Annotated in this window: 18 protein-coding genes and 2 tRNA genes; 8 read left to right on the top strand and 12 right to left on the bottom strand. The window is 71.1% G+C overall.

The features are described 5' to 3' along the window. Positions 1-15: 15 nt before the first annotated feature. A complete protein-coding gene (locus A3Q40_RS04255; protein WP_068099934.1) occupies positions 16-483 on the bottom strand; it encodes a type II toxin-antitoxin system Rv0910 family toxin in 468 nt (155 codons plus the stop codon). A 147-nt stretch (positions 484-630) separates the two neighbouring features. Between A3Q40_RS04255 and A3Q40_RS04250 the strand changes: the two genes are divergently transcribed. After that, positions 631-1,851 (top strand): oxidoreductase, encoded by a 1,221-nt coding sequence (locus A3Q40_RS04250; RefSeq protein WP_068099930.1) that lies wholly within the window; start codon positions 631-633, stop codon positions 1,849-1,851. A 60-nt stretch (positions 1,852-1,911) separates the two neighbouring features. Next, on the top strand, positions 1,912-2,607 hold the full coding sequence (locus A3Q40_RS04245) for a TetR/AcrR family transcriptional regulator (RefSeq protein WP_068099928.1): 696 nt from the start codon (positions 1,912-1,914) through the stop codon (positions 2,605-2,607). Between the two features lie 82 nt (positions 2,608-2,689). On the opposite strand, the gene A3Q40_RS04240 is transcribed toward A3Q40_RS04245, so the two are convergent. Both A3Q40_RS04240 and A3Q40_RS04235 read right to left on the bottom strand, forming a co-directional pair. Beyond that, positions 2,690-2,762, bottom strand: a tRNA-Lys gene (locus tag A3Q40_RS04240). A gap of 90 nt (positions 2,763-2,852) precedes the next feature. Further along, positions 2,853-3,074, bottom strand: a complete 222-nt coding sequence (locus tag A3Q40_RS04235; protein ID WP_068105176.1) for a DUF3618 domain-containing protein — start codon at positions 3,072-3,074, stop codon at positions 2,853-2,855. 85 nt (positions 3,075-3,159) lie between these two features. Here A3Q40_RS04235 and bcp point away from each other — a divergent pair, with 85 nt between their 5' ends. Then, positions 3,160-3,630 carry a thioredoxin-dependent thiol peroxidase gene (gene bcp, locus A3Q40_RS04230; RefSeq protein WP_068099926.1) on the top strand — a complete coding sequence of 157 codons (471 nt, stop codon included), beginning with the start codon at positions 3,160-3,162 and terminating at the stop codon, positions 3,628-3,630. Here bcp and A3Q40_RS04225 read toward each other — a convergent pair. Both A3Q40_RS04225 and A3Q40_RS04220 read right to left on the bottom strand, forming a co-directional pair. Further along, positions 3,608-4,966, bottom strand: a complete 1,359-nt coding sequence (locus A3Q40_RS04225) for a dipeptidase (protein ID WP_068099925.1) — start codon at positions 4,964-4,966, stop codon at positions 3,608-3,610. The genes bcp and A3Q40_RS04225 overlap by 23 nt on opposite strands. A gap of 24 nt (positions 4,967-4,990) precedes the next feature. Then, on the bottom strand, positions 4,991-6,124 hold the full coding sequence (locus A3Q40_RS04220; RefSeq protein WP_068099923.1) for a hypothetical protein: 1,134 nt from the start codon (positions 6,122-6,124) through the stop codon (positions 4,991-4,993). 350 nt (positions 6,125-6,474) lie between these two features. On the opposite strand from A3Q40_RS04220, the gene A3Q40_RS04215 reads away from it, so the two are divergent. After that, positions 6,475-7,140, top strand: coding sequence for a TetR/AcrR family transcriptional regulator (locus A3Q40_RS04215; RefSeq protein WP_068105175.1), 666 nt, complete (start codon positions 6,475-6,477; stop codon positions 7,138-7,140). A 34-nt stretch (positions 7,141-7,174) separates the two neighbouring features. Here the strand turns inward: A3Q40_RS04215 and acpS are convergent, their stop codons facing one another. Both acpS and A3Q40_RS04205 read right to left on the bottom strand, forming a co-directional pair. Continuing rightward, positions 7,175-7,567: a holo-ACP synthase AcpS gene (gene acpS / locus A3Q40_RS04210; protein WP_068099921.1), complete on the bottom strand. Its 393-nt coding sequence runs from the start codon at positions 7,565-7,567 to the stop codon at positions 7,175-7,177. Further along, positions 7,564-16,770 (bottom strand): type I polyketide synthase, encoded by a 9,207-nt coding sequence (locus A3Q40_RS04205; RefSeq protein ID WP_068099918.1) that lies wholly within the window; start codon positions 16,768-16,770, stop codon positions 7,564-7,566. Before A3Q40_RS04205 ends, acpS begins: the two co-directional genes overlap by 4 nt. A gap of 532 nt (positions 16,771-17,302) precedes the next feature. Here A3Q40_RS04205 and A3Q40_RS04200 point away from each other — a divergent pair. From A3Q40_RS04200 to A3Q40_RS04185, 4 genes are all read left to right on the top strand, one after another. Then, on the top strand, positions 17,303-18,049 hold the full coding sequence (locus A3Q40_RS04200) for a hypothetical protein (RefSeq protein ID WP_157889494.1): 747 nt from the start codon (positions 17,303-17,305) through the stop codon (positions 18,047-18,049). Between the two features lie 62 nt (positions 18,050-18,111). Next, positions 18,112-18,193: transfer RNA gene (locus A3Q40_RS04195), tRNA-Leu, on the top strand. 68 nt (positions 18,194-18,261) lie between these two features. After that, the gene (locus tag A3Q40_RS04190; RefSeq protein ID WP_074922326.1) at positions 18,262-18,663 is read left to right on the top strand and encodes a transcriptional regulator; all 402 of its coding nucleotides are present in this window, start codon (positions 18,262-18,264) and stop codon (positions 18,661-18,663) included. Further along, positions 18,660-19,016, top strand: a complete 357-nt coding sequence (locus tag A3Q40_RS04185; protein WP_068099917.1) for a DUF3817 domain-containing protein — start codon at positions 18,660-18,662, stop codon at positions 19,014-19,016. Before A3Q40_RS04190 ends, A3Q40_RS04185 begins: the two co-directional genes overlap by 4 nt. 188 nt (positions 19,017-19,204) lie before the next feature. Here A3Q40_RS04185 and A3Q40_RS04180 read toward each other — a convergent pair whose 3' ends face one another. The 5 genes from A3Q40_RS04180 to A3Q40_RS04160 all read right to left on the bottom strand — a co-directional run bounded on the left by A3Q40_RS04180 (position 19,205) and on the right by A3Q40_RS04160 (position 23,245). Further along, positions 19,205-20,041: a DUF559 domain-containing protein gene (locus A3Q40_RS04180; RefSeq protein WP_068099916.1), complete on the bottom strand. Its 837-nt coding sequence runs from the start codon at positions 20,039-20,041 to the stop codon at positions 19,205-19,207. A 344-nt stretch (positions 20,042-20,385) separates the two neighbouring features. Beyond that, a complete protein-coding gene (gene rdgB / locus A3Q40_RS04175; RefSeq protein ID WP_068099913.1) occupies positions 20,386-20,997 on the bottom strand; it encodes an RdgB/HAM1 family non-canonical purine NTP pyrophosphatase in 612 nt (203 codons plus the stop codon). Then, complete coding sequence (rph, locus tag A3Q40_RS04170) at positions 20,990-21,742, bottom strand: ribonuclease PH (RefSeq protein ID WP_068099912.1); 753 nt, start codon at positions 21,740-21,742, stop codon at positions 20,990-20,992. The genes rdgB and rph overlap by 8 nt, the downstream gene beginning before the upstream one ends. Before the next feature lie 29 nt (positions 21,743-21,771). Further along, positions 21,772-22,530, bottom strand: a complete 759-nt coding sequence (locus A3Q40_RS04165; protein WP_201133011.1) for a cyclic nucleotide-degrading phosphodiesterase — start codon at positions 22,528-22,530, stop codon at positions 21,772-21,774. Between the two features lie 76 nt (positions 22,531-22,606). Next, positions 22,607-23,245 carry a rhomboid family intramembrane serine protease gene (locus tag A3Q40_RS04160; RefSeq protein ID WP_082833745.1) on the bottom strand — a complete coding sequence of 213 codons (639 nt, stop codon included), beginning with the start codon at positions 23,243-23,245 and terminating at the stop codon, positions 22,607-22,609. Between the last annotated feature and the right edge of the window lie 39 nt (positions 23,246-23,284).

The following is a 23,284-nucleotide window of genomic DNA, read 5'->3' as shown; positions in this document are numbered from 1 at the left end:
GACGGTCGGTGGAGGTCAGTGCCGGGAGGGCGTCTCGGTGCTGCCGTCGACCGACGCCACGTACGTCGCGAGGCCGTCGAGCGTCTGCCTCAGCCGTTTCGTGAACGTTCCGTTGAGCGCTTTGCCGATGGGACCGACGAGAAGCGGGCTGGTGACGTCGAGGTCGATGGTCACCGTCGTGGTCTCGCCGGTGGGCTCGAGGCCGAGTCGCATGTGAATCTTCGAGCCGGTCGATCCGGCGCCCCGGAAGACGACCTCACTGGGGGTCCGGCACGTCTTCACCTCGAACGTGATCGTGTCGACGAGGGCGGCCACCTTGATCTTCTCCACCATCGTCGATCCCACGTCGATGGGGCCCGACGGCATCTCCTCCCAGCCTTCGTGCAGGGCGTGCCAATGCTCGAACGTGGAGACATCGGAGATGACGTCCCACACACGCTGCTGCGGCGCGGGAACGATCTTGTCGCAGTAGATGGCGACCATGCGGGCCTTCCTTTCGAAACGGGGAAGCTCAGTGAGCCACTTTTGTGACTCGAAGTCAATATTGACCTCGAGTCAAAACTGTCTTACGTTCGGGCCCATCGACCACCGCGCCTCGTCTGAAAAGGCGCCCGATCGGAAGGCGGTCCGATGACCACCACTGCATTCGAGCCCTCGACCACCGCCCCTCGCCTCGACAGCGGGGCGGATGTGTTGGACAACCTGCGCGCCCTGCTCCCTGACCTGCGAGCAGGTGCCGCGGCCAACGAGCAGGCGCGTCGACTCTCCGACGACACCGTGGCGGCTCTGCGTCGTGCCGGCGCCTTCCGCATCGCCGCACCCGCCCGTTTCGGCGGGCTCGAGACGAACCTGCGCACCATGCTCGACGTCTCCTCGACCATCGCCGAGGGCGACGGCGGAGCGTCCTGGGTGACCACCCTGTCGAACATCAACCACTGGGCGCTCGGGCTGTTCGACGAGCGCGCGCAGGCCGAGGTCTACGCCGACGGGCCGGACGTCGTGATCTCCGGCGTGGTCTCACCGACCGCCACGGCCCGCCGCGTCGAGGGCGGCTACCGAGTCAGCGGCCAGTGGCCCTACGCCTCGGCCAGCCTGCACGCGACGTGGTGCACCGGTGGAGTGGTGGTACTCGACGAGGACGATTCCGTGCTCGACCAGGGCATGGCGCTGATCCCCAGCAGCGACTACACCGTCGACGACACCTGGTACGTCGCCGGCATGCGGGCCTCGGGCAGTAACACCGTCGTGGCCGACGACGTGTTCGTTCCCGAGCACCGGATGCTGTCGATGATGGGCGCGTTCAGCGGGTCCTACGTGGCCGAACGCACCGACTCGGCGTTCGCACGGTCGGCCTTCGGCCCGATGCTCGTGATGGTTCTGGTCGGCCCGCAGCTCGGAATGGGCCGCGCTGCACTCGATCTCGTCACCACCAAGGCAGCGGAGAAGTCACTCGCCTACACCGTGTTCGAGCGGCAGGCGGATTCGGTCGCGTTCCAGATGATGGTCGCCGAGGCCGCACTGAAGATCGACACCGCGCATCTGCACGCTCACCGGGCGGCGGACGACGTGATGCGGTGGGCCGAAGCCGGGGTGTACCCGGACCTCGTCTCCCGAGCCCGCGTGCGTGGTGACGCGGCGGTGGCGCTGCGCAGCGTCACCGAGGCGCTCAACATCCTTCTCGACGCCACCGGGGCCGGTGCGTTCGCCGATGTGAATGCCCTCCAACGGATCTGGCGCGACTCGAACGTCGGAGCTCGGCACGCGGTGATGCTTCCTCGAGTGTCCGTCGAGACCTACGGCAAGGCGTTGCTGGGTGTCGAGCTGCACGACCACATCACCCCCATCATCTGATGGCGACGTCGCGGACTTCCGCGGACGTGGCGGTAGCCCCCACCTCGTTACGATGAGCCGATGTCCCGGCCCGCCACGAGAAGAGAAGCCCGCACCGCCAAGGCCGCGGAAACCCGTCGACGGCTGATCGAGACGGCGGTTGCCCTGTTCTCCGAGAACGACTACGACAAGGTGGGTGTCGGCGACATCGCCGACACCGCTGATGTCGCGCACGGCCTCCTGTTCCACTACTTCACGAACAAGCGTGGGATCTACCTCGAAGCCATGCGCGCAACGGCCGAGTCGATGACGGCAGTCTTCACCGACATTCCCGTCTCGACGCCGGATGTGGCAGTCCGAGCGGCCCTGACGGCTCATCTGAACTACCTGCGTGGCCATCGGGGTCTCGCCCTGCGCCTGGTTCTGGGCGGACGAGGCGCCGACCCCGAGGCCTGGCAGGTGTTCGAGGACGCCCGCACCGCGGCACTGCAGGCCGCCGCGCACCTCCTCGGGCTCGAGGCCGACCGGCCCGCCGTGCGGCTGGTCGGTCGCACCGCCGTCGCGGCGATCGACGAAGCCACCGTCCAGTGGCTGCACCTCGACGACGACGCAACCGACGCGATGCGCGTGACCGATGTCGTCGAAACGCTCGTTCACCTCGTCGCCGGCTGCCTCCGCGCAGCACCGGTACTCGACCCGACCGTCGACGTCGAGCCGGCCGTCCTCGCCCTGATCGGTCCTGCAGCACCGGTCGACGGCGACGGTACGGAGGCATAGTTCCGGATCGACTCCCGCGCTGCGCAGCGCCCGGAACCCGAACACAGAAAAGCCCCCCATCAGCGATGGGGGGCTTTGCCTGTGCGCCCACAGGGACTCGAACCCCGGACCCAGTGATTAAGAGTCACTTGCTCTACCAACTGAGCTATAGGCGCCGAAGCGGTTGCCCGCTCCGTGGTGCGAGAAAGACACTAACACCTGCCGGCGCGCGGAGTGAAATCGGCGCCCTGATCAGGGGAAACGGGTCAGCTGACGATCTTGCGGACCACGAGGATCGCGACGACCACACCGACTCCGATGAGGGAGAACTTCACGGCCGGCTCGTTGAGGGTGGCGACGGCGCTGCGCTTGGTGTTCTCGGCGAGGCGCTTCGGATCCACCCGCACGCTCAGTTCGTCGAGGGTGGCGGCCAGCTGGTCGCGTGCGGCCTCGATGTCCCGCTCGATGTTGTCGGTGTTGCGTGCCACGTGGCCCTCCACAGGTGATCGTTGCCCGGTCGAACCTCGAGCCTAGAGCACGGCTGCCGCGCCCTTCTCGACTAGGTTTGCCGGTGTGACCGACTCGAGACTCTCCCCCGGTGATCCCGCGCCCGCACTCTCCCTGCCCGACGCCGACGGCACGACGGTGTCGTTGGCGGACTACCGGGGCAAGCGGGTCGTCGTGTACTTCTACCCGGCCGCCGGGACGCCCGGCTGCACCAAGCAGGCCTGCGATTTCCGCGACAGCCTGGCGCAGTTGAACGACGCCGGCCTCGAGGTGCTCGGCGTTTCGCCGGACAAGCCCGCGAAGCTGGCGAAGTTCCGGGACGAGGAGGGCCTGACCTTCCCGCTGCTGTCCGACCCGGAGAAGACGACGCTCGAGGCGTGGGGCGCGTTCGGCGAGAAGACCATGTACGGCAAGACCGTTCGCGGCGTCATCCGCTCGACGTTCGTCATCGATCCGGACGGGGCCGTGGAGGTCGCGCAGTACAACGTGCGCGCGACCGGCCACGTCGCCAAGCTCATCCGCGATCTGAAGCTCTGACCACCCGCTCGAGGAACAGCGCTTCCGCGACGGCGAGATTCTCGATCTCCGACGGGTCCACGCTCTCGTTCGGCGCGTGGATGCGGCACAGGGGTTCCTCGACGCCCATGAGCACGATCTCGGCGTCGGGGAGCGCCTCCTGCAGGGCGGTGCACAGCGGAATCGACCCGCCCTGCCCGGCGACGGCCACCTCTCGCCCGTAGACCTCCTGTAGGGACTCGGTGAGGGCGGCGTAGGCCGGCCCGTCGGTACGTGCCGCGAACGGCTGCCCGACGGCTTCCTCCGCGACGGTGATTCGTGCGGACCAGGGCACCCGCGCACGCAGGTGCGCGATCAGAGCGTCCCGGACCGCGTCGGCGTCGGCGCCCGGCGGGACGCGCAGGCCCAGCCGCGCCGACGCCCTCGGTACGACGGCCGCCGCACTCCCGACGACGGGCGGGCAGTCCATCCCCATGACCGTCACGGACGGCCGCGCCCACAACCGGTCGGCGATGGACCCGTCGCCGGCGAGCCCGACCCCGTCGAGGACTCCGGCGTCGGCACGGAACCGATCCTCGGGATAGTCGGCGCCGGACCACGTTCCGGACGCGTCGACCCCGTCGATCGTGGTGTTTCCGGCGTCGTCGTGCAGCGTCGCGAGCATGCCGATCAACGCCACCAGGGCATCGGGTGCCGGACCGCCGTACATGCCGGAATGCACAGCGCCGCCGAGGGTCTCGACGTCGACACGCACGATGGCCATGCCGCGCAACGACGTCGTGACCGTCGGCTCGCCCACCGCGACGTTCCCCGCGTCGGCGATCACGACGGCATCGGCCGCCACCAGGTCGGGACGCTCGGCCACCAGGTGCTCGAGTCCGCCGGTGCCGGTTTCCTCGGATCCCTCGCACACCACGACGACGCCCACCGGTGACTCCCCCACGGCGCGCAGCGCGGCGAGATGCATCACCAGGTTGCCCTTGCAGTCGGCCGCACCCCGGCCGTACCAGCGACCGTCACGCTCGGTGAGCGTGAACGGGTCACTGGCCCAGGCGGATTCGGGACCGGCGGGTTGCACGTCGTAGTGCGAGTAGAGCAACACCGTGGGGGCGCCCTCGCGCGCGGGCCGACGACCGATCACCGCCAGCGACCCGTCCGACGTCTCGTGCAGGTCGACGTCCGGAATTCCCGCGTCGACCAACGCCCGACGCACCCAGTCGGCGGCATCGCGGTTGTCTCCGGCGACCGAGGCATCGTCGGCCACGGACCGGAACGCGACCAGCGCGGCCAGTTCCTCCCGCACCCGAGGCATGTCGGCGGACACGGACGCGCGGAAGCGGTCGAGAGAGGCAGTCATGGCACCCGAGTCTGCCTCACACGGTCAACCGCCGAACTCCTGGTTCAGCCACTCGCCGGTCTGCTCCCAGTGCCGGGCCCACGCCTCGTCCTGGAGCTGCTGCGGAGACTTGTTCGGATCCTGGTCCGGCACCGGCACCGCGAACACCGGCGGCGGCACGGTGGAGGTGCGCGGCGGCGGGGACCACGTGGTCTGCGGCGGGACGCTCGGTGACGTCGGCGTGGGCCACGACTCCTCGGTCGCCTCCGGATCCGGCTCTGCGGTCTCGCTGGTAGGCGCGACGACCGGCGCCGGCGGAGCAGGCGGCGGAACGGCCGCGGCGCCGGTGCCCGCCGCCGGCACATCGGCCACGGGCTGCGCCGTCTCGGGGGCGGCGTCGGTCACCGACGCCGTGCGGGCCGGCTCGTCCCCCGGCTTGCCGACGACGACGGCAGCCCCCGCGATGCCCGCGGCCACCAGGATCGCGGCGGCCGACGCGGCGACCAGCGTGCCCGCGCGTCGGGTCCGGCGTCCGTCCGTCGTCGACACGGGGACGGGAGCGGGCTCGTCGTCGACGACGACGGCGAAGGCCTCGGTCACGTCGTCCGACGATGCGGGACCGGCGACGTCCGGCGCTCGAGCGTCGTCGTCCGCCGGTGCCGGACGGGCGTCGGCCGGCGGTGCCGGCAAGGTCTCGCCCGCCTGCGTGAGCGCGGCGGACGCCACCCGGCCGGGCCGGGACGCATCGGAGGCGGGCACGGACTCCCGCGTCGGCTCGGCGGGTCGACGGCCGGGTGCCGCGGGGACGGGACGCGCGGGACGCAACCGCTGCGGCGCGCTGCGATCCCACGGGGCGGACCCGCGGGAGTCGACGACGACCGTCGGCGACGGCGCGCGGTGGACGGGCACGTCCAGGGCGAGTTCGAGGATCGGTGGCGCGGCGTCGACGTCGGCCGCGAGTCCGGTGACGACGACGCCGGTGACCGTGACGTCCGCGTCGTCGATCAGGCGCCACAGCGAGGGCACGGAGAGACCGATCTGCTCGGCGGTGAGGTCGTCCAGCGTGACGACGGCCGGCGGGCCGACGACCGATCCGTCGGCCGCGGCAAGCAACTCGGCGGTCACCGTGCTGCCCTGTACGTGGTAGGCCAGCACTGCAGCCGGCGTGGTGTCCTTCATGGCGAGCCCTCCCTGGTCTCGACGCGTGTCGGGGCGGTGCCGCCGCAGGCCACGCCGCCATCCACAGGGATGAGCGACGCGGGCGCAGCGCACCCGGAACCTCACGCAGTCCGAACCACCCCCGTCGATCCGGGGCGCGAGGGCGAACGAGGCGGACCTTTTCGGTCCATCTCCCTCTCAACGCTGTCCAAACATACCGGATGTTCACAAACGGCGGGGCCGATCGGGGATGCTCGGTGGTGAGGACGCACCGGACCGATAGTCTCGATGTCGTGGAGTCCACCGCCGGGTCACCGTGGCCGCACCAGCCGAGCACACCCGGCGAACCCGACACCCTCGACGAGTCGGACGTGCGCGACGGCGCCGACACCAGCGAGAACGCGGACACCAACGAGCCCGTGGAACTGCTCCCCCGGCGTCGCCCGACGCAGGAGCGGAGCAAGCGCAAGTTCGACGCCCTGCTCACCGCGTCGAGAGAACTCCTGGTCGACGTGGGGTTCGAATCGTTCACCTGCGAGGAAGTGGCCTCGCGGGCGGGCCTGCCGATCGGCACGCTCTATCAGTTCTTCGCCAACAAGTACGTGATCGTCTGCGAGCTCAACCGGCAGGACCTCAAGGGTGTGCAGCGGGAGCTGGCGGAATTCGACGGCGAGATCCCGTCGATCGACTGGCTGCGGTTCCTCGACGACTTCCTCGACCACATGTCCGGGTTGTGGTCGTCGGACCCGTCACGCCGGGAGGTGTGGTTGGCGATGCAGAGCACGCCGGCGACGCGGGCGACGGGCGTGATCCACGAGCGGGCCTTCGCCGCACAGATCGAGCGGATGCTCGCGCCGCTCACCCCGCGGACGCCGCGGGAGCGTCGCAACCTCATGGCCGAGGTGCTCGTGCACGTCGTCTACTCGATGCTGAACTTCTCGGTCCAGGACGGCCAGACGCACGCCGACGCGGTGGTGGAACTCAAGCGCATCATGGCCGCGTACCTGTCCCTGGCAGAGAAAGAGAGCCGGCGCTGACAGCGCCGGCTCTCTCCCCCGAGTCACTCGGTTCTCACTCCTCCAGGATCGCCACCGCGGCGGCCATGTCGCCGTCGTGCGTCAGCGACAGGTGGATCTTCACCGACGGCAGGAACTCCGCCGCCATTCCGTGCAGCTTGATCGACGGGCGGCCCCAGGCGTCGTTGACCACCTCGATCAACGGGTAGGGGTTGTCACCGATCTGCGGTGCCCGCGCGAAGCGGGATCCGGCCCATGCCTTCAGCACCGCTTCCTTCGCCGCCCACCGCGCGGCGTAGTGCCGCGCGGGGTCGCTGCTCTTGGTGGCCGCGTGGCGGCGCTCGCCGGCAGTGAAGCTGTCGCGGACCATGGTGGTCCCGACGCGCTCCATCTGCTCGGCGAACTCCGTCACCGACACCAGGTCGAGTCCGACTCCGAGGATGCTCATTCGGTCACCGTGCCATCCTGGACGGCGACGCGGTAGACGTCGTCCGCACCGAGTCGGGTGGCCTCGCTGAGCAGCAGGTCGGCTTCGAGCTGGTGCTTGACGGCCGACGGGGTGCCGTCGTGGCCCAATCGGCGATCCTCCGGGCGCCGGTACAGCGCGTCTCCGCCGCACATGGCGTCGGCGAGCCGTCGGCGGCCGGCGACGACGCGGTCCCGCGACGTGCGCAGGTACTGCTCGCGTCGGTCGGCCGGGATCGCGGCGACGAACGCCTGCGGGTGCACCACCGCGATCAGCCCGGACACGTGGCCGAACCCGAGGCTGGTCAGCAGACCCGCCTTGAGCGGCAACGAGTTACCGAACGTCAGCGGCCGACGCGCCCACACCAGGTGCTCGAACTCGGCCATCTTGTCGTCGACACAGTCGAGGCTGCGGTTCGGCGGCACGACGCCCTGCGCCAACACCTGGCACAGACCGATCAGCTGGAAGGCGGCGGCGCCGCCCTTGCTGTGGCCGGTCAGCGACTTCTGCGACACCACGAACAGCGGGTTGCCCTCGCTGCGCCCCAATGCCCGCGCCAGACGCGTGTGCAGCTCGGCCTCGTTGGGATCGTTGGCGTTGGTGGACGTGTCGTGCTTGGAGATCACGGCGATGTCGTCCGCCGCGACGCCGAGCGCCGCGAGCGAGAGCGCCATGGCCGAGTCCCGGCCACCGCGACCCACACCCAGGGCGCCGAGGCCCGGAGCCGGGATCGAGGTGTGGACACCGTCGCCGAACGACTGCGCCCAGCCGACCACACCGAGGACGGGCAGACCCATCTCCAGGGCGAGATCGCCGCGGGCGAGGAGAATCGTTCCGCCACCGTGCGATTCGACGAAGCCACCGCGTCGACGATCGTTGGCCCGCGAGAACCGCCGATCGCTGATGCCCTGGGCCCGCATGGCCTCCGTGTCGGCCGTGGCCGACATGTCGCCGAAGCCGATGATGCCCTCGTTGCTCAGGTCGTCGAAACCGCCGGCGACCACGAACGTGGCCTTGCCGAGGCGAATCTTGTCGACGCCCTCCTCGACCGACACCGCCGCCGTGGCACACGCGGCCACGGGGTGGACCATCGCGCCGTACGAGCCGACGTAGCTCTGGACCACGTGTGCCGCCACGACGTTCGGCAGGGCTTCCTGCAGGATGTCGTTCGCCCGCGCGTCGCCCAGCAGCGTGTCGATGTACAGCGAGCGCATCGACTCCATGCCGCCCATGCCGGTGCCCTGCGTGTTCGCCACCAGCGAGGGGTGGGTCCAGCGCATGAGCTCCGACGGCTCGAAGCCCGAGGTGATGAACGCGTCGACGGTGCACACGATGTTCCACAGCGCGACGCGGTCCACCGAGCTCGCCATGTCGGGCGAGATGCCCCACTTGACCGGATCGAAGCCGGTGGGGATCTGGCCGCCCACGCTGCGGGTCAACTTCATCCGACGCGGCACGCGAATCTCGGTGCCCGCCTTGCGGGTGACCTGCCAGTCGCCGTCGGCGTTGGTGGTCACCACGGTCCGGTCCGGATCTGCCGAGACGAACGCGCGGGCCTCGGCCTCGCTGCCCACCACGAAGGTCAGATCCTGGTCGAGGAACACCGAGGACATCAGCGGCGCGGTGTTGTTCACCATGGCGCCGTCGTCCTCGTACCGGCGAATGCCGCACCGCTCGACCACCACGTCGTGGTAGCGATCGGCGATTTCGGCCTCCGGCACCAGATCACCGGACTCGACGTCGTACCAGCCCGGCTTGGGATCGTTCTCCCAGACAACCAGGCCGGTGCTCCACGCCAGCTCGAGAACGCCTGCCGCCGAGAGCTTCTCGTCGACCTCCATCTCGAAGCGCGTGCGCGCACTGCCGTACGGTCCGAGCTCGCCGGCACCGACGATCACGACCAGCTCCGACGGGTCCACGTCGAGCTCCGGCCAGGCCGGGGCGTCGAGTTCGCCGGTGATGCGCGGCGGCTCGGGCAGCGCGTCCACGGTGGCCGGCGCGGGGGCCGGGGCCTCCTCGGCGACGGCCGCGGCGGCGGCCTCCTTGGCCAGCGCCGCCAGGTCGAGTCCGGCCTCGGCGAGACCGCCGGTGAGGTCGACCTCGAGCGGAGCGTTCACCGCGTCGCGGCGAGACTGCTCGTCGCACAGCGCGATCAGCTGCTCGGCCATCTCCTGCGTCGACCACGTCCGCACGCCGGCCGCCTCCGCGGCCTCGGCGACCACGTCGTTGTGACCCATGAGTCCGGTGCCCCGGACCCACCCGATGCGGGCGTGCGCCAACGTGACTCGCTCGGCCCAGCTGCGCTCGGCCTTCCAGCGGTTGGTCACGGCGTCCAGCGCGGCCTTCGCCTCGCCGTACGCGCCGTCGCCACCGAAGAGGCCTCTGTTCGGCGAGCCCGGCAGCACCACGTGCAGTCGGCTGTCGACATCGCGGTCGTACCCGATCGTGGACAGTCCGCCGATGAGACGCTCGACCGACCAGAGGAGAACTTTCATCTCCATCTCGGCGCGGGCGCCGGCGTCGGACAGCTCGCCCGCCACCCGCGGTGCGGCGAACGGGAACAGCATCGTCGGCGTCATCGCCGGCTTGACCAGCTTCTTGGCGCCGCCGGCCGAATCGATCCGATCCGTGCCGACCCACTCGACGAACGCATCGACGTCGGCGTAGGACGCCATGTTCGCGGGGACCACCCAGAGGGCGGCACCGGCAACGGCGTGCGTGCGGTACAGCTCGCGGTAGAACCCGACGCGCTCCTCGTCGAGACGCGACGTGGTCAGAAAGACCGTCGCCCCGCCCGAGAGCAGCTCACCGGTCACCGCCGCGGCGATGGAGTTCTTGCTCGCCCCGGTCACCACGGCCACCTGATCGGCCCACTGTCCGGGCTTCTCGGTCGCGGTCGCGGCCGTGGCGATGGCGGCGTACGACGACGCCAGGTCGGCCAGACCCTGCGCGTCGGCACGACGCTGCCACCACACGGCCTGCGCGGCCACGGCCTCGCCGGCACCGGTGAAGGCGTCGACCGCCAGGGCGCGAGCGGCCTCGTCGCCGATCCACAGGCGAGCGAGATCCTCACGCGCCGTCGCCCATCGATCGTCGATCAGGACCGCGCGGCGCGCGTCGAACGACGGCGCCACCAGCCGCGGCCAGTCGCTGCCGAGCTCGGCGGAGACCAGGTCGATCAGGTCGGACTCGGCGGTGTCGGCCTCCGGCGTCGTCTCGACGTCCGCGAATCCGAGCTGCTCGAGCACCAGACGCGCCGCCGAGGCGAGCACGCCGCTCCGGCCGGTGATGTTCTCGGTGAACTCGCCGAGCGCGGCGGCGTCGACGGTGCCCCCACCGCCGGAGCCCCCGCTGGACGGCATCGAGACCTGGACTCCGCGGCGCTGGCCGACGGCCGTCACGGCGGCGTCGATCAGCGCGTCGACGGCGGCGCCGTCCGACGGAGCGGTCTCCCCGAGACCACCGAGCGCCCCACCGCGGACGGACTGTCCGTCACGGGTGCCGAGAGCGACCTCGGCGGTGACGTGGTGTGCCCACCCGTCGCCGAGCTGCCAGACCTTGGTCACCCGCTCGGCGACGGCGCCGGGACGACGACCCGACGGGCCGAACACCTTGCGCAGGTGATCGTTGATGGAGTCGCTCAGCACCGGGCCGTAGGGACGGTAGGTGCGGGCGAGCTTGTTGACGGTGCCGGCGAGAGCACCCATGTCGGCGTCGGCAGCACCGTCGATGGCACCGAGCGAGAGCTCGGAACCGAGGTCGACCAGCAGCTGGTTCCGACGCGAGGACACGCCGTCGCACAGCGCCTCGATGGTGTCGGCGGGGCCGATCTGGTCGAGGCGGAGCTTGGTCCACAGGCCGATGAGCACGGTGGTCGCGTCCGACGCGGTGAAGGCGATGTCGTCCGGGCGAGGACCGCCCGCCGGTGCCGCGGCGGGCGCGGGCGCTGCGGGAGCCGCCGCGGGCGCGGCGGCGGCCGGGTCCGCTGCCGGCGTCTCCTCCGGCTCGTCGACGATCTCCGGGTCGGTGTCGGTGGAGAACACCACGGCGGCGTCGCGCTCGATGTTGAGCACCTCCACCGGATGGCCCACGCGGCCCGGCAGTTTCAGCGTGTTGGTGGCCAGGTTGGCGACCGTCGGCATGGCGCCGAGGCCCACCTCGACGAACCGCTCGATGCCCAGGCCGCCGTCCGCGGTGTCGGCGAACAGCAGATCCTGCGTCTCGATCCACCGGACCGGGCTGGCGAACTGCCACGCGAGCAACTCGGTCAGCACCACGCGGCACAGGTCGGACGGGCGGGCGGCCCAGTCGTCCCACGCACCGAGGACGTCGGCGAGCGGCTCGGACGGCACCAGGTCGGCGATCTCCTGCACGAACGCCTTCTCGAGCGAGAACAGGCGCGGCACCAGGTTGGGGATGTAGCGCCCCACCAGAATCGACGGATCGATCGTCTCCGGCAGCAGGTCGAGCAGGCGGTTGCGGAAGTCGTCGACTCCCCCGCGCAGGACCGTGGAGTGGAAGGGCACGTCGATACCCGGGACCAGGATGAACGCGCGCTTGCCGCCGAATTCCGCACGGCGACGGTCGATGTCGCGTTCGAGCTCCTCGAGACCGGCGACCGTGCCGGCGATGGCGTACTGCGACCCGCGCAGGTTGAGGTTCACCACCTGCAGGAACTCGCCGACACGGGCACCGATGGACTCGACGTACGCGATGACGTCGTCGTCCGCCAGGCCGATCTGCGACGGGCGGATGGCGGCCATGCGGTAGTCGCTGCGGCCCTGCGCATCACGCGGCACGAGCTGGTGCATCGCGGACCCGCGCTGGAAGACCACCTCGAGGACGGCTTCGAGCGGCAGCACGCCGGCGACCGCCGCGAGGGCGTTGTACTCGCCCACCGAGTGGCCCGCGAGGAACGAGTCCTCCACGAACGCACCGGATTCCCGCAGCTCCGCGACCTGGACGACACCGAGGACGGCCATGGCCACCTGGGTGAACTGCGTCAGGTGCAGCACGCCGTCGGGATGCTTGTGGGTGACGCCGCGCGCCCGCAGCTCGGTCGGGTTGTCCCGCACCACCGCGAGGATGGAGAAGCCCAGCGCGGACCGGGTGTGCTTGTCGGCACGCTCCCAGATCTCGCGGGCGGCCTTGGACCGGCTGCGCGCGTCGAGACCCATGCCGCGGGTCTGAATGCCCTGACCGGGGAAGGCGTACACCGTCTTCGGCGCCGCGATGCGGCCGGTGGCCTGCATGACCAGGTCGCCGTCGACCTTGCAGGAGACCTCGACGACCTCACGGCCGGCCTCGAACCCGATACGGTCCACGCGCACGTCGATCGACGCGCCGGGGCGCACCATGCCGAGGAAGCGGGTGGTCCACGCGGTGAGGCGACGCGGCGGAGTGGTGGCCGACGGATCGACGGCCGTCACCACCTGCTGTGCGGCGGCCGAGAGCCACATGCCGTGGACGATCGGGCTGCCCAGACCGGCCAGACGCGCGGCGGCGTCGGAGGTGTGGATCGGGTTGTGGTCGCCGGACACCTGGGCGAAGGCACCCATGTGGCGCGGCGCGGTGACGGTGACGTCCCGACGGCGTCGACGCGGTGTCTCCACCAGGGCGCCGGTGAGCGACCCACCCGCACGCGGCGGATCGGTGAGCGTGCCGGCACCGGTGCGGCCGCGAATGGCGAAGCGCTCCACAAGCGTCGCGACGGCGGGGGCGTCGAGGCCCTCGCCCAGCATCGCGCCGATCTCGACCGAGACCTCCACGACGCGGCCGAGGTCGGTGTCGATCACTTCACCGGCGGTGGCCTTGACCACGAGGATGCTGTGGTGGTCCGGCAGCTCGCCGACCAGGTCGATCCGGTGGTCGAGGTGGACCAGGTCGAGCATGCCCTCGATGACCGAGCCGGCGTCCGCGGTGCGAGCGGCGCCCAGCACGGCGAAGACGGCGGGCCAGCAGGCCCCGACGAGCACGTCCGGCACCACCGACTGGCCGACGCCGTACTCGGCGGGCAGGCCGGAGCCGGTGACCCCGGCGTGATCGGCGGTCAGATCGGGCGACCAGGCGATGTTGAGACGCGCGGTTCCGTTCTTGACGGTCGGAAGGTCCTGTCCCGCAGCCACTCCGAGGAGGGCGGACATGGCGGTCTCGGCGTCGGCGTCGGTCACCAGCGGCGCGCCGCCGTCGACGGCGGAGGCCGGGACGGTGATGCGGATGTCGACCGAGCGGCCCGCGGTCAGCGGCACCGACAGCAGCACGGCGTCGTCACCGGACGTGGTGAGGGTGGCTCCGGTGCCGGGGTGCGTCGCCTGCTCGTCGGAGGTGACCTCCCACTCGCTCACGGCGCCGAGACGGCGAACGGGGTTGGGCGCCAAGCGCGATGCCCAGGTGATGTCCGGCGCGGCGAGCACGACACCGATGGCGCCACCGGCGACCTCGGGGTGGCGACGCGTGGCGACGGCGACGGGCTCGGCGCCCTCGGCGAGCAGCCGGTCCGTCGTGGCCTTCTCGAAGCGGTTCAGCAGATCACCGACGGGCTCGTCGACGCGGTCGATGCCGGCGACGGCAACGGTGCCGGGGATGATGCAGACCTGATCGGCGCTGTAGCGCGGATCGTGCGCCTGCCACAGGGAGTCGCTACGCCACCAGCGGCGCACGTCCTTGTCGACGACGGGCACGAAGTTGACCGGCTTGCCCGGCAGGCGGCACAGCGCGACGAAGAACGGGACGTCGGCGGGATGCAGGCGCACCGACTCGGCGTCGGGGTACGCCCGCAGCAGCGCCGCGACGGCGTCGGCGGGACGCTCGAGCAGGTCGTCGTCCGCGAACAGCGTGGGAACCGGTCCGCGGTCGGCCGGGTGTAGGCGAGCCTCGCTGCGCTGCAGCATGTCCCGGAAGCGCACGCGCCAGGTGATGTCGAGCCACGGGTTCTCCACGCGCGGGTCGTCGCCCACGGCGAGCTCGACGTAACGGTTCAGCCACTGCAGGTACGTCATGTCGGCGACGTCGCCGAAGTACGGCTTGGCCGTGGCGTCCAGCGCGGCGACGATCTCGTCGCGACGCGCCGCGACGGCGTCGTCGTCACCGGCGACCTCGTCGAGCAGACGGCCGGTGCGCGACGCGGCGTTGTCGATCTCGTGGATGTCCGCGCCGAGCTGGCTGCGGCCCGATGCCATTCCGCCCGTGGCGGTTCCGGCGCCCACCCAGTCCGGGCACCCGGGGGTGTCGACCAGCAACTGCTTGACCTCGGGGGCCGTGGTGGCCTCGAGGGTCGCCATGGCGGCGGTGCCGACGAGGATGCCGTCGAGCGGCATCGCCGGGAAGCCGGCGTCGACGGACCACTGGCCGGTGAGGTACTCGGCCGCCCGCTCCGGAGTGCCGATGCCACCGCCGACGCAGATGACGATGTTGTCGTGCGCGCGCAGTTCGGCGTAGGTGGCGACGAGCAGGTCGTCGAGGTCCTCCCACGAGTGGTGGCCGCCGGCGCGCCCGCCTTCGATGTGCACGATCACCGGGTAGTCGGGCACCTCGGTGGCGATACGGATGACGCTGCGGATCTGGGCGACGGTGCCCGGCTTGAACGCGACGTGGCTGATGCCGACCTCGGTCAGCTCTTCGATCAGCGCGACGGCCTCGTCGAGCTCGGGGATCCCGGCCGTGACGACCACGCCGTCGAACGGTGCACCCGCGGTGCGGGCCTTCTGCACGAGGCGCTTGCCGCCGAGCTGCAGCTTCCACAGGTACGGGTCGAGGAACAGCGAGTTGAACTGCACCGAGCGGCCCGGCTCGAGCAGATCCTTCAGGCGGTCGACGTGACCGGCGAAGATCTCCTCGGTGACCTGGCCGCCACCGGCGAGCTCGGCCCAGTGGCCGGCGTTGGTGGCGGCGGCGACGATGGCCGGATCGACCGTAGTCGGCGTCATGCCGGCGAGCAGGATCGGCGAGCGACCGGTGAGCTGGGTGAAGGAGGTCTCGACGACGGTGCGGCCGTTCGGCAGCGTGACGACGCGCGGCGCGAAGTCGGTCCACGGGCGGTCGACGGCGGGGGCAGCGCCCGGCGTCAGCAGGTGGCGATGGCCGGTGCGCGTCGAGGCGGCGACGACGCCGACACCGTGACCGCGCATGTTCGACGCGGTCAGGCGGGTGAGCGCGTCACCGGGGCCGAGGTCGAGCACCCAGGCGGCACCGGCGGCGACGACGGAATCCACCGCGGCGACCCAGTCGACCGGCTCGACCAGGATGGCGGCGGCGAGCGACCGGGCGCGGTCGACGTCGAGACCGCAGCGGGTGGCCCAGCCCTCGACGATCTCGACGGCCTCGGCGAGCTGCGGGTGATGGAAGCCGACCTCGATGGCGAGGGGCTCGAAGACGGGCGAGAACACGTCGCCGCCACGCTTCTTGGCGTCGCGCTCGCGGGTCTCGCGGTCCGCGATCTCCTCGCACCGCTGCTGGATGCGCATCAGCGCGGTGTAGGGCCCGCTGAGGACGACGCGGCGACGGCCGTTGCGGATCGCGACGACGGCGGACGCCCCACCCTCGTCACCCTCGTCGACGATCGTCTGCAGACGGGTCGGGTCGACGTTGGACACCGAGACCATCGGGGCGCGATCGCCGGCACCGATGAGACCGCGGCGGCGGCCGACCAGACCGGCGGCGGCGCCGATCAGCTGGGCGAGGGCGAGGAGCTCGACGTCGCTGTCACCGCGGTCGGCGACGACGGCCTCGGCGAGAACGCCCTGCGAGTGACCGATGACCGCGACCGGGGCGGTCGTGGTGTAGTCGAGACCCTGCACGGCGAGGGCACGCAGCGCGGCGATCTGGGTGAGCAGCACGCCGGGCACCGACACGGCGGCGGACAGCAGAGCGGCGTCCGACGGCCCGGCGGCGGGATCGTCGGCCAGTTCCTGCTCGAGCATCCACGCGATCGGATCGAACCCGAGCGGGCGCACGACCAGCAGCTCGGCGGCCACGGGCGCGAGCACCCGCGCGGACGAGTTCACCAGATCGGTGATCTGCGGCTCGAGCGCGCAGTCGCGCGTCAGTTCGTCCAGCGTCGGCAGCCACGGGGCGCCCTGACCGCCGAAGGCGAGGGCGTACGCCTCGCCGTCGACCACGCGCTCGGCGAGCGAGCTGCTGCGGTCTCCGGACCGCGGGCGGGATGGGGTGCTCTCGTTGATCGTCACGCGTGCGTGTCCTCTCCTACCTCGGGTGCGAGGCGATGGGGGTCGGGGCCGCTGGGGGCGGCGACCTCGGTTCTCGTGGATCCGGTCGGTCGAACGAGTCCGGTGAGACGACGCGCGCTCGATCCCTGGCGGGGAGCCGTCGCCTCGTGCGGACCAGCGTGACACAAAATCATGAGGAAATCCTCACGTTCTGTTTGACGTCCTAGTGCTACCCGCGGGTACGTCGTGACGCCACCCCGACGGAGGGCGCGAAGTGACCGGCGAGTAGCCGAAGTCGTCGCAGACCAGGGGGTATCTCCGCGCCGTCGAACTCGAGGAAACCCTCGGATTCGGGTTCGAGCCTGCGTGATGCATGTCACGACCTGCAGTTGTCTGTGACCCGGCGTCCGGTTCCGTGTCGGCTCTGACTGGGTGTCGGTCCCGTCCGGGCCGCCGGCCCTGTCGGACCCCGGCGCTACCGTCCGCGACGCACGGCGCCCGCCGTGCCCCACATCGGCACGCTCGTGCCGCACGCAGATCCGGGGGGAATCTCGTGACCGCATCCATCACCACCGAACCGATCACCACCGAACCGGACACCACCGAACCGAACACCACCGAAGTCGGCGCCGCCGCACCCGTCGCCGCGCCGTCGGACCTCACCGCATCGGTTCTGCGCGCCGTCCCGCGCGAGTCGTCGCCGTTCTGGTTCCCGGGCTGGCGGGACACCGAGGCGGCGTTGCTCGACGCCGTCTTCTCCGCCCGCGCGTCGTACGGCGGGCCGACCACGGGAGTCCGCGACGTCGTCGCCACGTGGCGGACCCATCGGCAGGGACGGACCGACGATCTCTCGGCCTTCGCCGCCTGCGATGGAGACGGGCTCGCCGACCTCCTCGGCAACCGACAGCGGGTGCCCGGCAATCGCACCACCAAGGCAGCAGCGGTGGTGGCTGCGGCCGCCGCGCTCACCGAGGCCGGCGTCCGGAGCGCCGCGGACGTGACCGACACCGAGGCGCTCCGACGCGCCGTCGTCGACGTCCCCGGCCTCGGTGAGCGCACGTGGCTGTGCTTCCTCGGCGCCCTCGGGGTGGTGACGGACGATGCCGAGGCGCTGGTCGCGTCGTTCCTGCGGGAGGTCACCGGGTCCACCGACGATCTGGACACGGCCGCGGTCGACGATCTTCTCGGTGCGATCGCCGGTGAGCTCGCGGTCGACGTCCCCACCGTGCGACACGCGCTGTGGCGCCATCAGCGCGTCGTCACCGGTCGGCGTTCTCCCGCGCCGCCGCCCGTGGCCTGAGCTCGGACGCCCGCGTCACCTCTCCGTCGGAGGTGGCGCGGGCGTCTAGACTCGGCCCGCACGCGCGAGTGGCGAAATGGCAGACGCGCCAGATTTAGGTTCTGGTGTCCGAAGGACGTGGGGGTTCGAGTCCCCCCTCGCGCACCGAATCGACGCGCGGCGAAGTACGACGCCGCGTCGTTGACACACCGGCGCTCCGGTAGCCTGGCCGTGTGGATCGACACGGCGACGGAACTCGGGCCAGGAGTCGACCTGCCCTGATTCTGCTGGTCGTGGTCGCCGCCGGCGGCTGCTTGGCGCTCGGCTGGTGGCAGTGGGAGCGCTTCGAATCGTCGACCGGTTCGGGTCAGAACCTCGGCTACGCCCTGCAGTGGCCGCTGTTCGCCGCGTTCGTCGTCTTCGCCTACCGCCGGTTCGTGCAGCTCGAGGACGCGCCCGAGGAGCCGGAGCCGAATCCCACCGCCGAGCCGACGGAGATCCCCGCGGATCTGCTGCCGCAGCGGCCAACCGTCACCCCGGCGGAGACACTCGGCACGGACGCCGAGTCCCGCAGCCTGCAGGAATACAACCGCTATCTCGCGGAGCTCGGCCGCGAGGACAGGAGCAGTTCGTGAGCACCGCCGATTCCGGATCCGCCGCCCCCGCTCGCACGAAGGATTCGCGGGTGGCGCCTGCGCTGCTCCGGTACCGCGTGCTCGCGTACGCCACCGGACTCTGGCTGCTGGTGCTGACCGCGGAGATGGTGGCCAAGTACGGCTTCGGCGTGCAGGACCTGCCCGGGTGGATCGCCGTCGTGCACGGCTGGGTGTACTTCGTCTACCTCCTCGTGACCCTGGACCTGGCCGTCAAGGTGCGCTGGCCCGTCGGTCGCACGGTGGGCACCCTCCTCGCGGGCACCGTGCCGTTCCTCTCCTTCGTCATCGAGCACCGGCGCACCCAGCAGGTCAAGCGCGACTTCGCCGTCTGACGCGTCCCGACCTGCCCCGCTGCACACAACACGCCCAGGGCGGCGAGAACCCGTCCAATCCGCGGACCTGTGTGCACTGAGGCACGTGTAGTCGTCACCGCCCGACCCGCCCCCCGCCGGACCTGCGCCGCCGCACACGAGTCGCCCCGACTGCCGGGAACCCGTTCATTCCGCGGACCTGTGTGCACTCAGGCACGGGACTTCCGCCGCTTCCGCACCACCGCGAGGATCTCGTCGGCCACCTCGTCCGTGTGTGCCAACGCCCGTGCCACCGAATAGCGCAGCACGAGCCACCCGTCGAGCACCAACTCGTTCTGGCGGATTCGGTCACGGGTGAACGTGTGCGGGTCGATGTGGAACTCCCGCCCGTCGATCTCCACGATCACCCGCGCGCGCCGGCACACCAGGTCGCCGTAGTACTTCCCCACCGCGGCGTTGATCTCCATGCCGGCGTGTCTCGCGCTGAGGGCTCGGGCGACCTGGCGCTCCGCCTCGGACAGGGTCCGGGGGCACGCCGTCCGCAACTGCCGCCGCACCGCCGCGACACCGTGCATGCCCCGCGCGGCGTCGCAGAGTTCCGCGACCGCCCGCCACCGCACTCGGTGCGACAGAGCGTGATCGACGAACCGTTCGAGAGCCTCGGCATCGAGGGTGGTCGCCACGTCGACGAAACACTGTTCCTGCGTGACCACCGGCAACAGTGCGCGGTAGACCACGGGCTCCACTACTCGACGGTGGAGCCTGAACCCCGGCGGGCAGCGCGGCGAGGTAAACATCGGAACGGTGGCGTGCACCACCTCGGGCTCGGGGACGAGCAGGCCCCAGAGCCACGCCGCGGTGTCGTGGCTCAACACCGCCTTGGGCTTCCACGCCACCACCGCGCTGCAGCGATCCTCGTAGGTGGGCGGGCGGGTGCAGTACACCGCCGGCAGCACGCGGTGCAGTCTTCCGGTGCGCACGCGATGCTCGAGGGCGCCCTTCCCGATCCCGTTGCGCAGCAGTTCGTCTCGTCTGTACGCGGTCACGGGCCAAGCTTGACCGTGACGGCCGCTTGTACAGCCCCGAGAACCCATCCCTGTGGATGGACCTGCCGGAGTATCCACAGGACGCCCCGATTACCGGGAACCCGCCGGATCCCCCGACCTGTGTGCAACCAGGCAGGTCGAGAACCCAACCCTGTGGATGGACCTGCCGGAGTATTTACAGGACGCCCCGATTACCGGGAACCCGCCGGATCCCCCGACCTGTGTGCTACCAGGCAGGTCGAGCACCCACACCCCCGACCATGCCTCCCCGCACACAAGTTGCCCCGATTACCGGAAACCCGCCGGATCATCCGACCTGTGTGCAACCAGGCAAGTCGAACGCGCTACCGCAGCGCCGCGATCGCCGGCACCAACGCGCGGAGGGCGATACCGCGGTGGGAGGCGGCGTCCTTCTCCTGCGGGCTCAGTTCTGCGGCAGACCGGTCACCACCGTCGGGCACGAACACCGGGTCGTAGCCGAAGCCACCCCCGCCCGCACGTTCCCGCGCCACGACGCCGCGCCATTCCCCGCGGGTGACGGTCTCGGTTCCGTTCGGCAGGACCAGCGCGCACGCGGAGACGAAGCCCGCACCGCGCCGCTCGTCCGGCACGTCCGCGAGTTGTGCGAGGAGCAGGGAGGTGTTGGCCTCGTCCTCGCCGTGTCGCCCGGACCAGCGGGCGGACAGCACTCCGGGCATGCCGTTCAAGGCATCGACGGCGATCCCGGAATCGTCTGCAACACAAGCCAACCCGGTCGCCGCAGCGCCGTCACGCGCCTTGATGAGTGCGTTCTCCTCGAACGTGGCGCCGGTCTCGGGGGTCTCCGGATATTCCGGCACCTCGTCCAGCCCGACCAGCTCGATCCCCTCGACGGCCGCGGCGTCCAGCACCCGCCGCAACTCGGCCAGCTTCTTCGGATTGCGGCTGGCGACCAGCAGGCGCACCGGATCAGGCACCGGGGAGCTCACCGGGGTACGGCGCCGCCAGAGCTTCCCGCTGCACCGCGAAGATGCGCTCGCAGCCGGCCAGCGCACTGTCGAGCATCGCGTCGAGCGTCGACCGGGGGAACGTCGCGCCCTCCCCCGTGCCCTGGATCTCGACGAGCGTTCCGGTGTCGGTGGCCACGACGTTCATGTCGACCTCGGCGCGCGAATCCTCCTCGTACGGCAGGTCCAGACGCACCCGACCGTCGACGACGCCGACGGAGACGGCCGCGATGGCGCAGGAGATCGGCTGCGGGTCGGCGAGGCGACCGTGGGCTCCGAGGTAGGTCACGGCGTCGGCCAACGCGACGTAGGCGCCGGTGATCGCCGCGGTCCGGGTGCCGCCGTCGGCCTGGAGCACGTCGCAGTCGAGTGCGATGGTGTTCTCCCCGATGGCGGCCAGGTCGATGCAGGCACGCAGGGAGCGGCCGACCAGTCGGCTGATCTCCTGAGTGCGTCCGGACACCTTGCCCTTCACGGACTCTCGGCTGTTCCGGGTGTGCGTGGCGCCGGGCAGCATCGCGTACTCGGCGGTGAGCCAGCCGAGCCCGGAGCCCTTGCGCCAGCGCGGCACCCCCGCCTCGACGCTCGCGGTGCACATGACCCGCGTGTTGCCGAACTCCACCAGCACCGACCCGGCCGGGTGGGAGGTGAAACCCCGCGTCAGGGTGATGGGGCGCAGTTCGTCGTCGTCTCGTCCGTCTTCGCGTGTGGCCACCGGCCCACCCTATCGGGTGCGGCCGCCGGTCAGAGTTCGACGACGTACCCGGGCGAGACCGCGTGCACGGGGCCGTGGAACTCCGCCTTGGCCTCGGCGATCACGTCCTCACGGGACGTCCAGGGCGGGATGTGGGTCAGGAGGAGCTCGCCGACGCCGGCGGTGGCGGCGAGGCGGCCGGCCTCGGCACCGGAGAGGTGAACGCCCAGCGGCCGGTCGGCGGAGTCGGTCCAGGACGCCTCCGCCAGCAGGACGTCGGCACCGCGGGCGAGAGTCTCGACGGCGTCGCACACCCCGGTGTCCCCGGTGTAGGCGAGCACGGTGCCGTTCTCGGTGGTGACACGCATGCCGTAGGACTCAGGCGGGTGGTAGACCCGACGCGTCTCGATGGACAGGGCGCCGAACTCGATGACGCCGCCGTCGCGGAGGTAGCGCAGGTCCAGGGTGTCGGACATGTCGTCGATCTTGCCGCCGCTCTCCGCGGACGCGACCCCCAGCCGGAACGCCATGTCGGACGGGCCGAACACCAGCGCTCGCCCCTCGGCCGGCACCGGGTGGTAGCGACGCCACACGAGCAACCCCGGGACGTCGAGGCAGTGGTCGGCGTGCAGGTGCGAGAGCAGGACGTGGACGTCGACGGGATCGGCGTACTTCTGCAGTGCCCCCAGCACTCCCGGTCCGAAGTCGAGGACCAGCGGCGGGGTGTCGGGCGCCTCGAGGAGATACCCGGACGCCGGTGAGTCGGGACCCGACACGCTGCCCGAACAACCCAGGACCGTGAGACGCATGGGGGTCATGCTGCCATGTGATCGCGCCGCTCCGAGCAGGATCGGTCCCCGACGGTGTCGTGTCCGATCCGATGATTCACCGACCGTGCGGTGACAGCGCCCGGGTCGGATCGGATCGGCGGCGTCCGGACGCGAACATCCACGCCGCGAGCACCCCCGCGAGGGCACCGAACAGATGCCCCTGCCACGACACGCGTTCCTCGGTGGGCAGCACGCCCCACAACAGGCCGCCGTAGACCACGAGAACCACGAAACCCAGTGCCATCTGCCCGATGTCGCGCGTGAACACGCCACGCACGATGAGGTACGCCAGCCAGCCGAACACCAGGATCGACGCCCCGATGTGGATGGATCCCGATGCTCCCGTGAGCCAGGTGCCGAGCCCGCCGACGATCCAGATCACGGCCGTGACCGCGACGGCCCGACCGATGCCGGAGAGCAACAGCACGAAGCCGAGGACGAGCAGCGGGCCGGTGTTGGCGAACAGGTGATCCCATCCGTCGTGCAGGACCGGCGCGAAGACCACGCCGCTCAGACCGTCGACGTCGCGCGGCCGGATTCCCGCCGTGTCGAGGCGCTGCCCCAGCGCCACGTCGACGGCTTCGATCACGTACAGCACCGCCAGGAAACCGAGAATGCCGATCGCCGCGGCGCTCCACCGCGACCGGGCGCTCGGGGGCGTCGAGCCCGGGGTGCGGGAGGGAGTCACGCTCATGGTCGCCGTCCTGGTCGGTCGGGAAGGGTTCCCCTCCCG

The organism is Rhodococcus sp. PBTS 1 (genome assembly GCF_001620025.1).
GTDB classification, from domain to species: domain Bacteria; phylum Actinomycetota; class Actinomycetes; order Mycobacteriales; family Mycobacteriaceae; genus Rhodococcoides; species Rhodococcoides kroppenstedtii.
The sequence above is the reverse complement of the archived record's forward strand: the minus strand, read 5'-3'. Positions and strand labels throughout refer to the sequence as shown.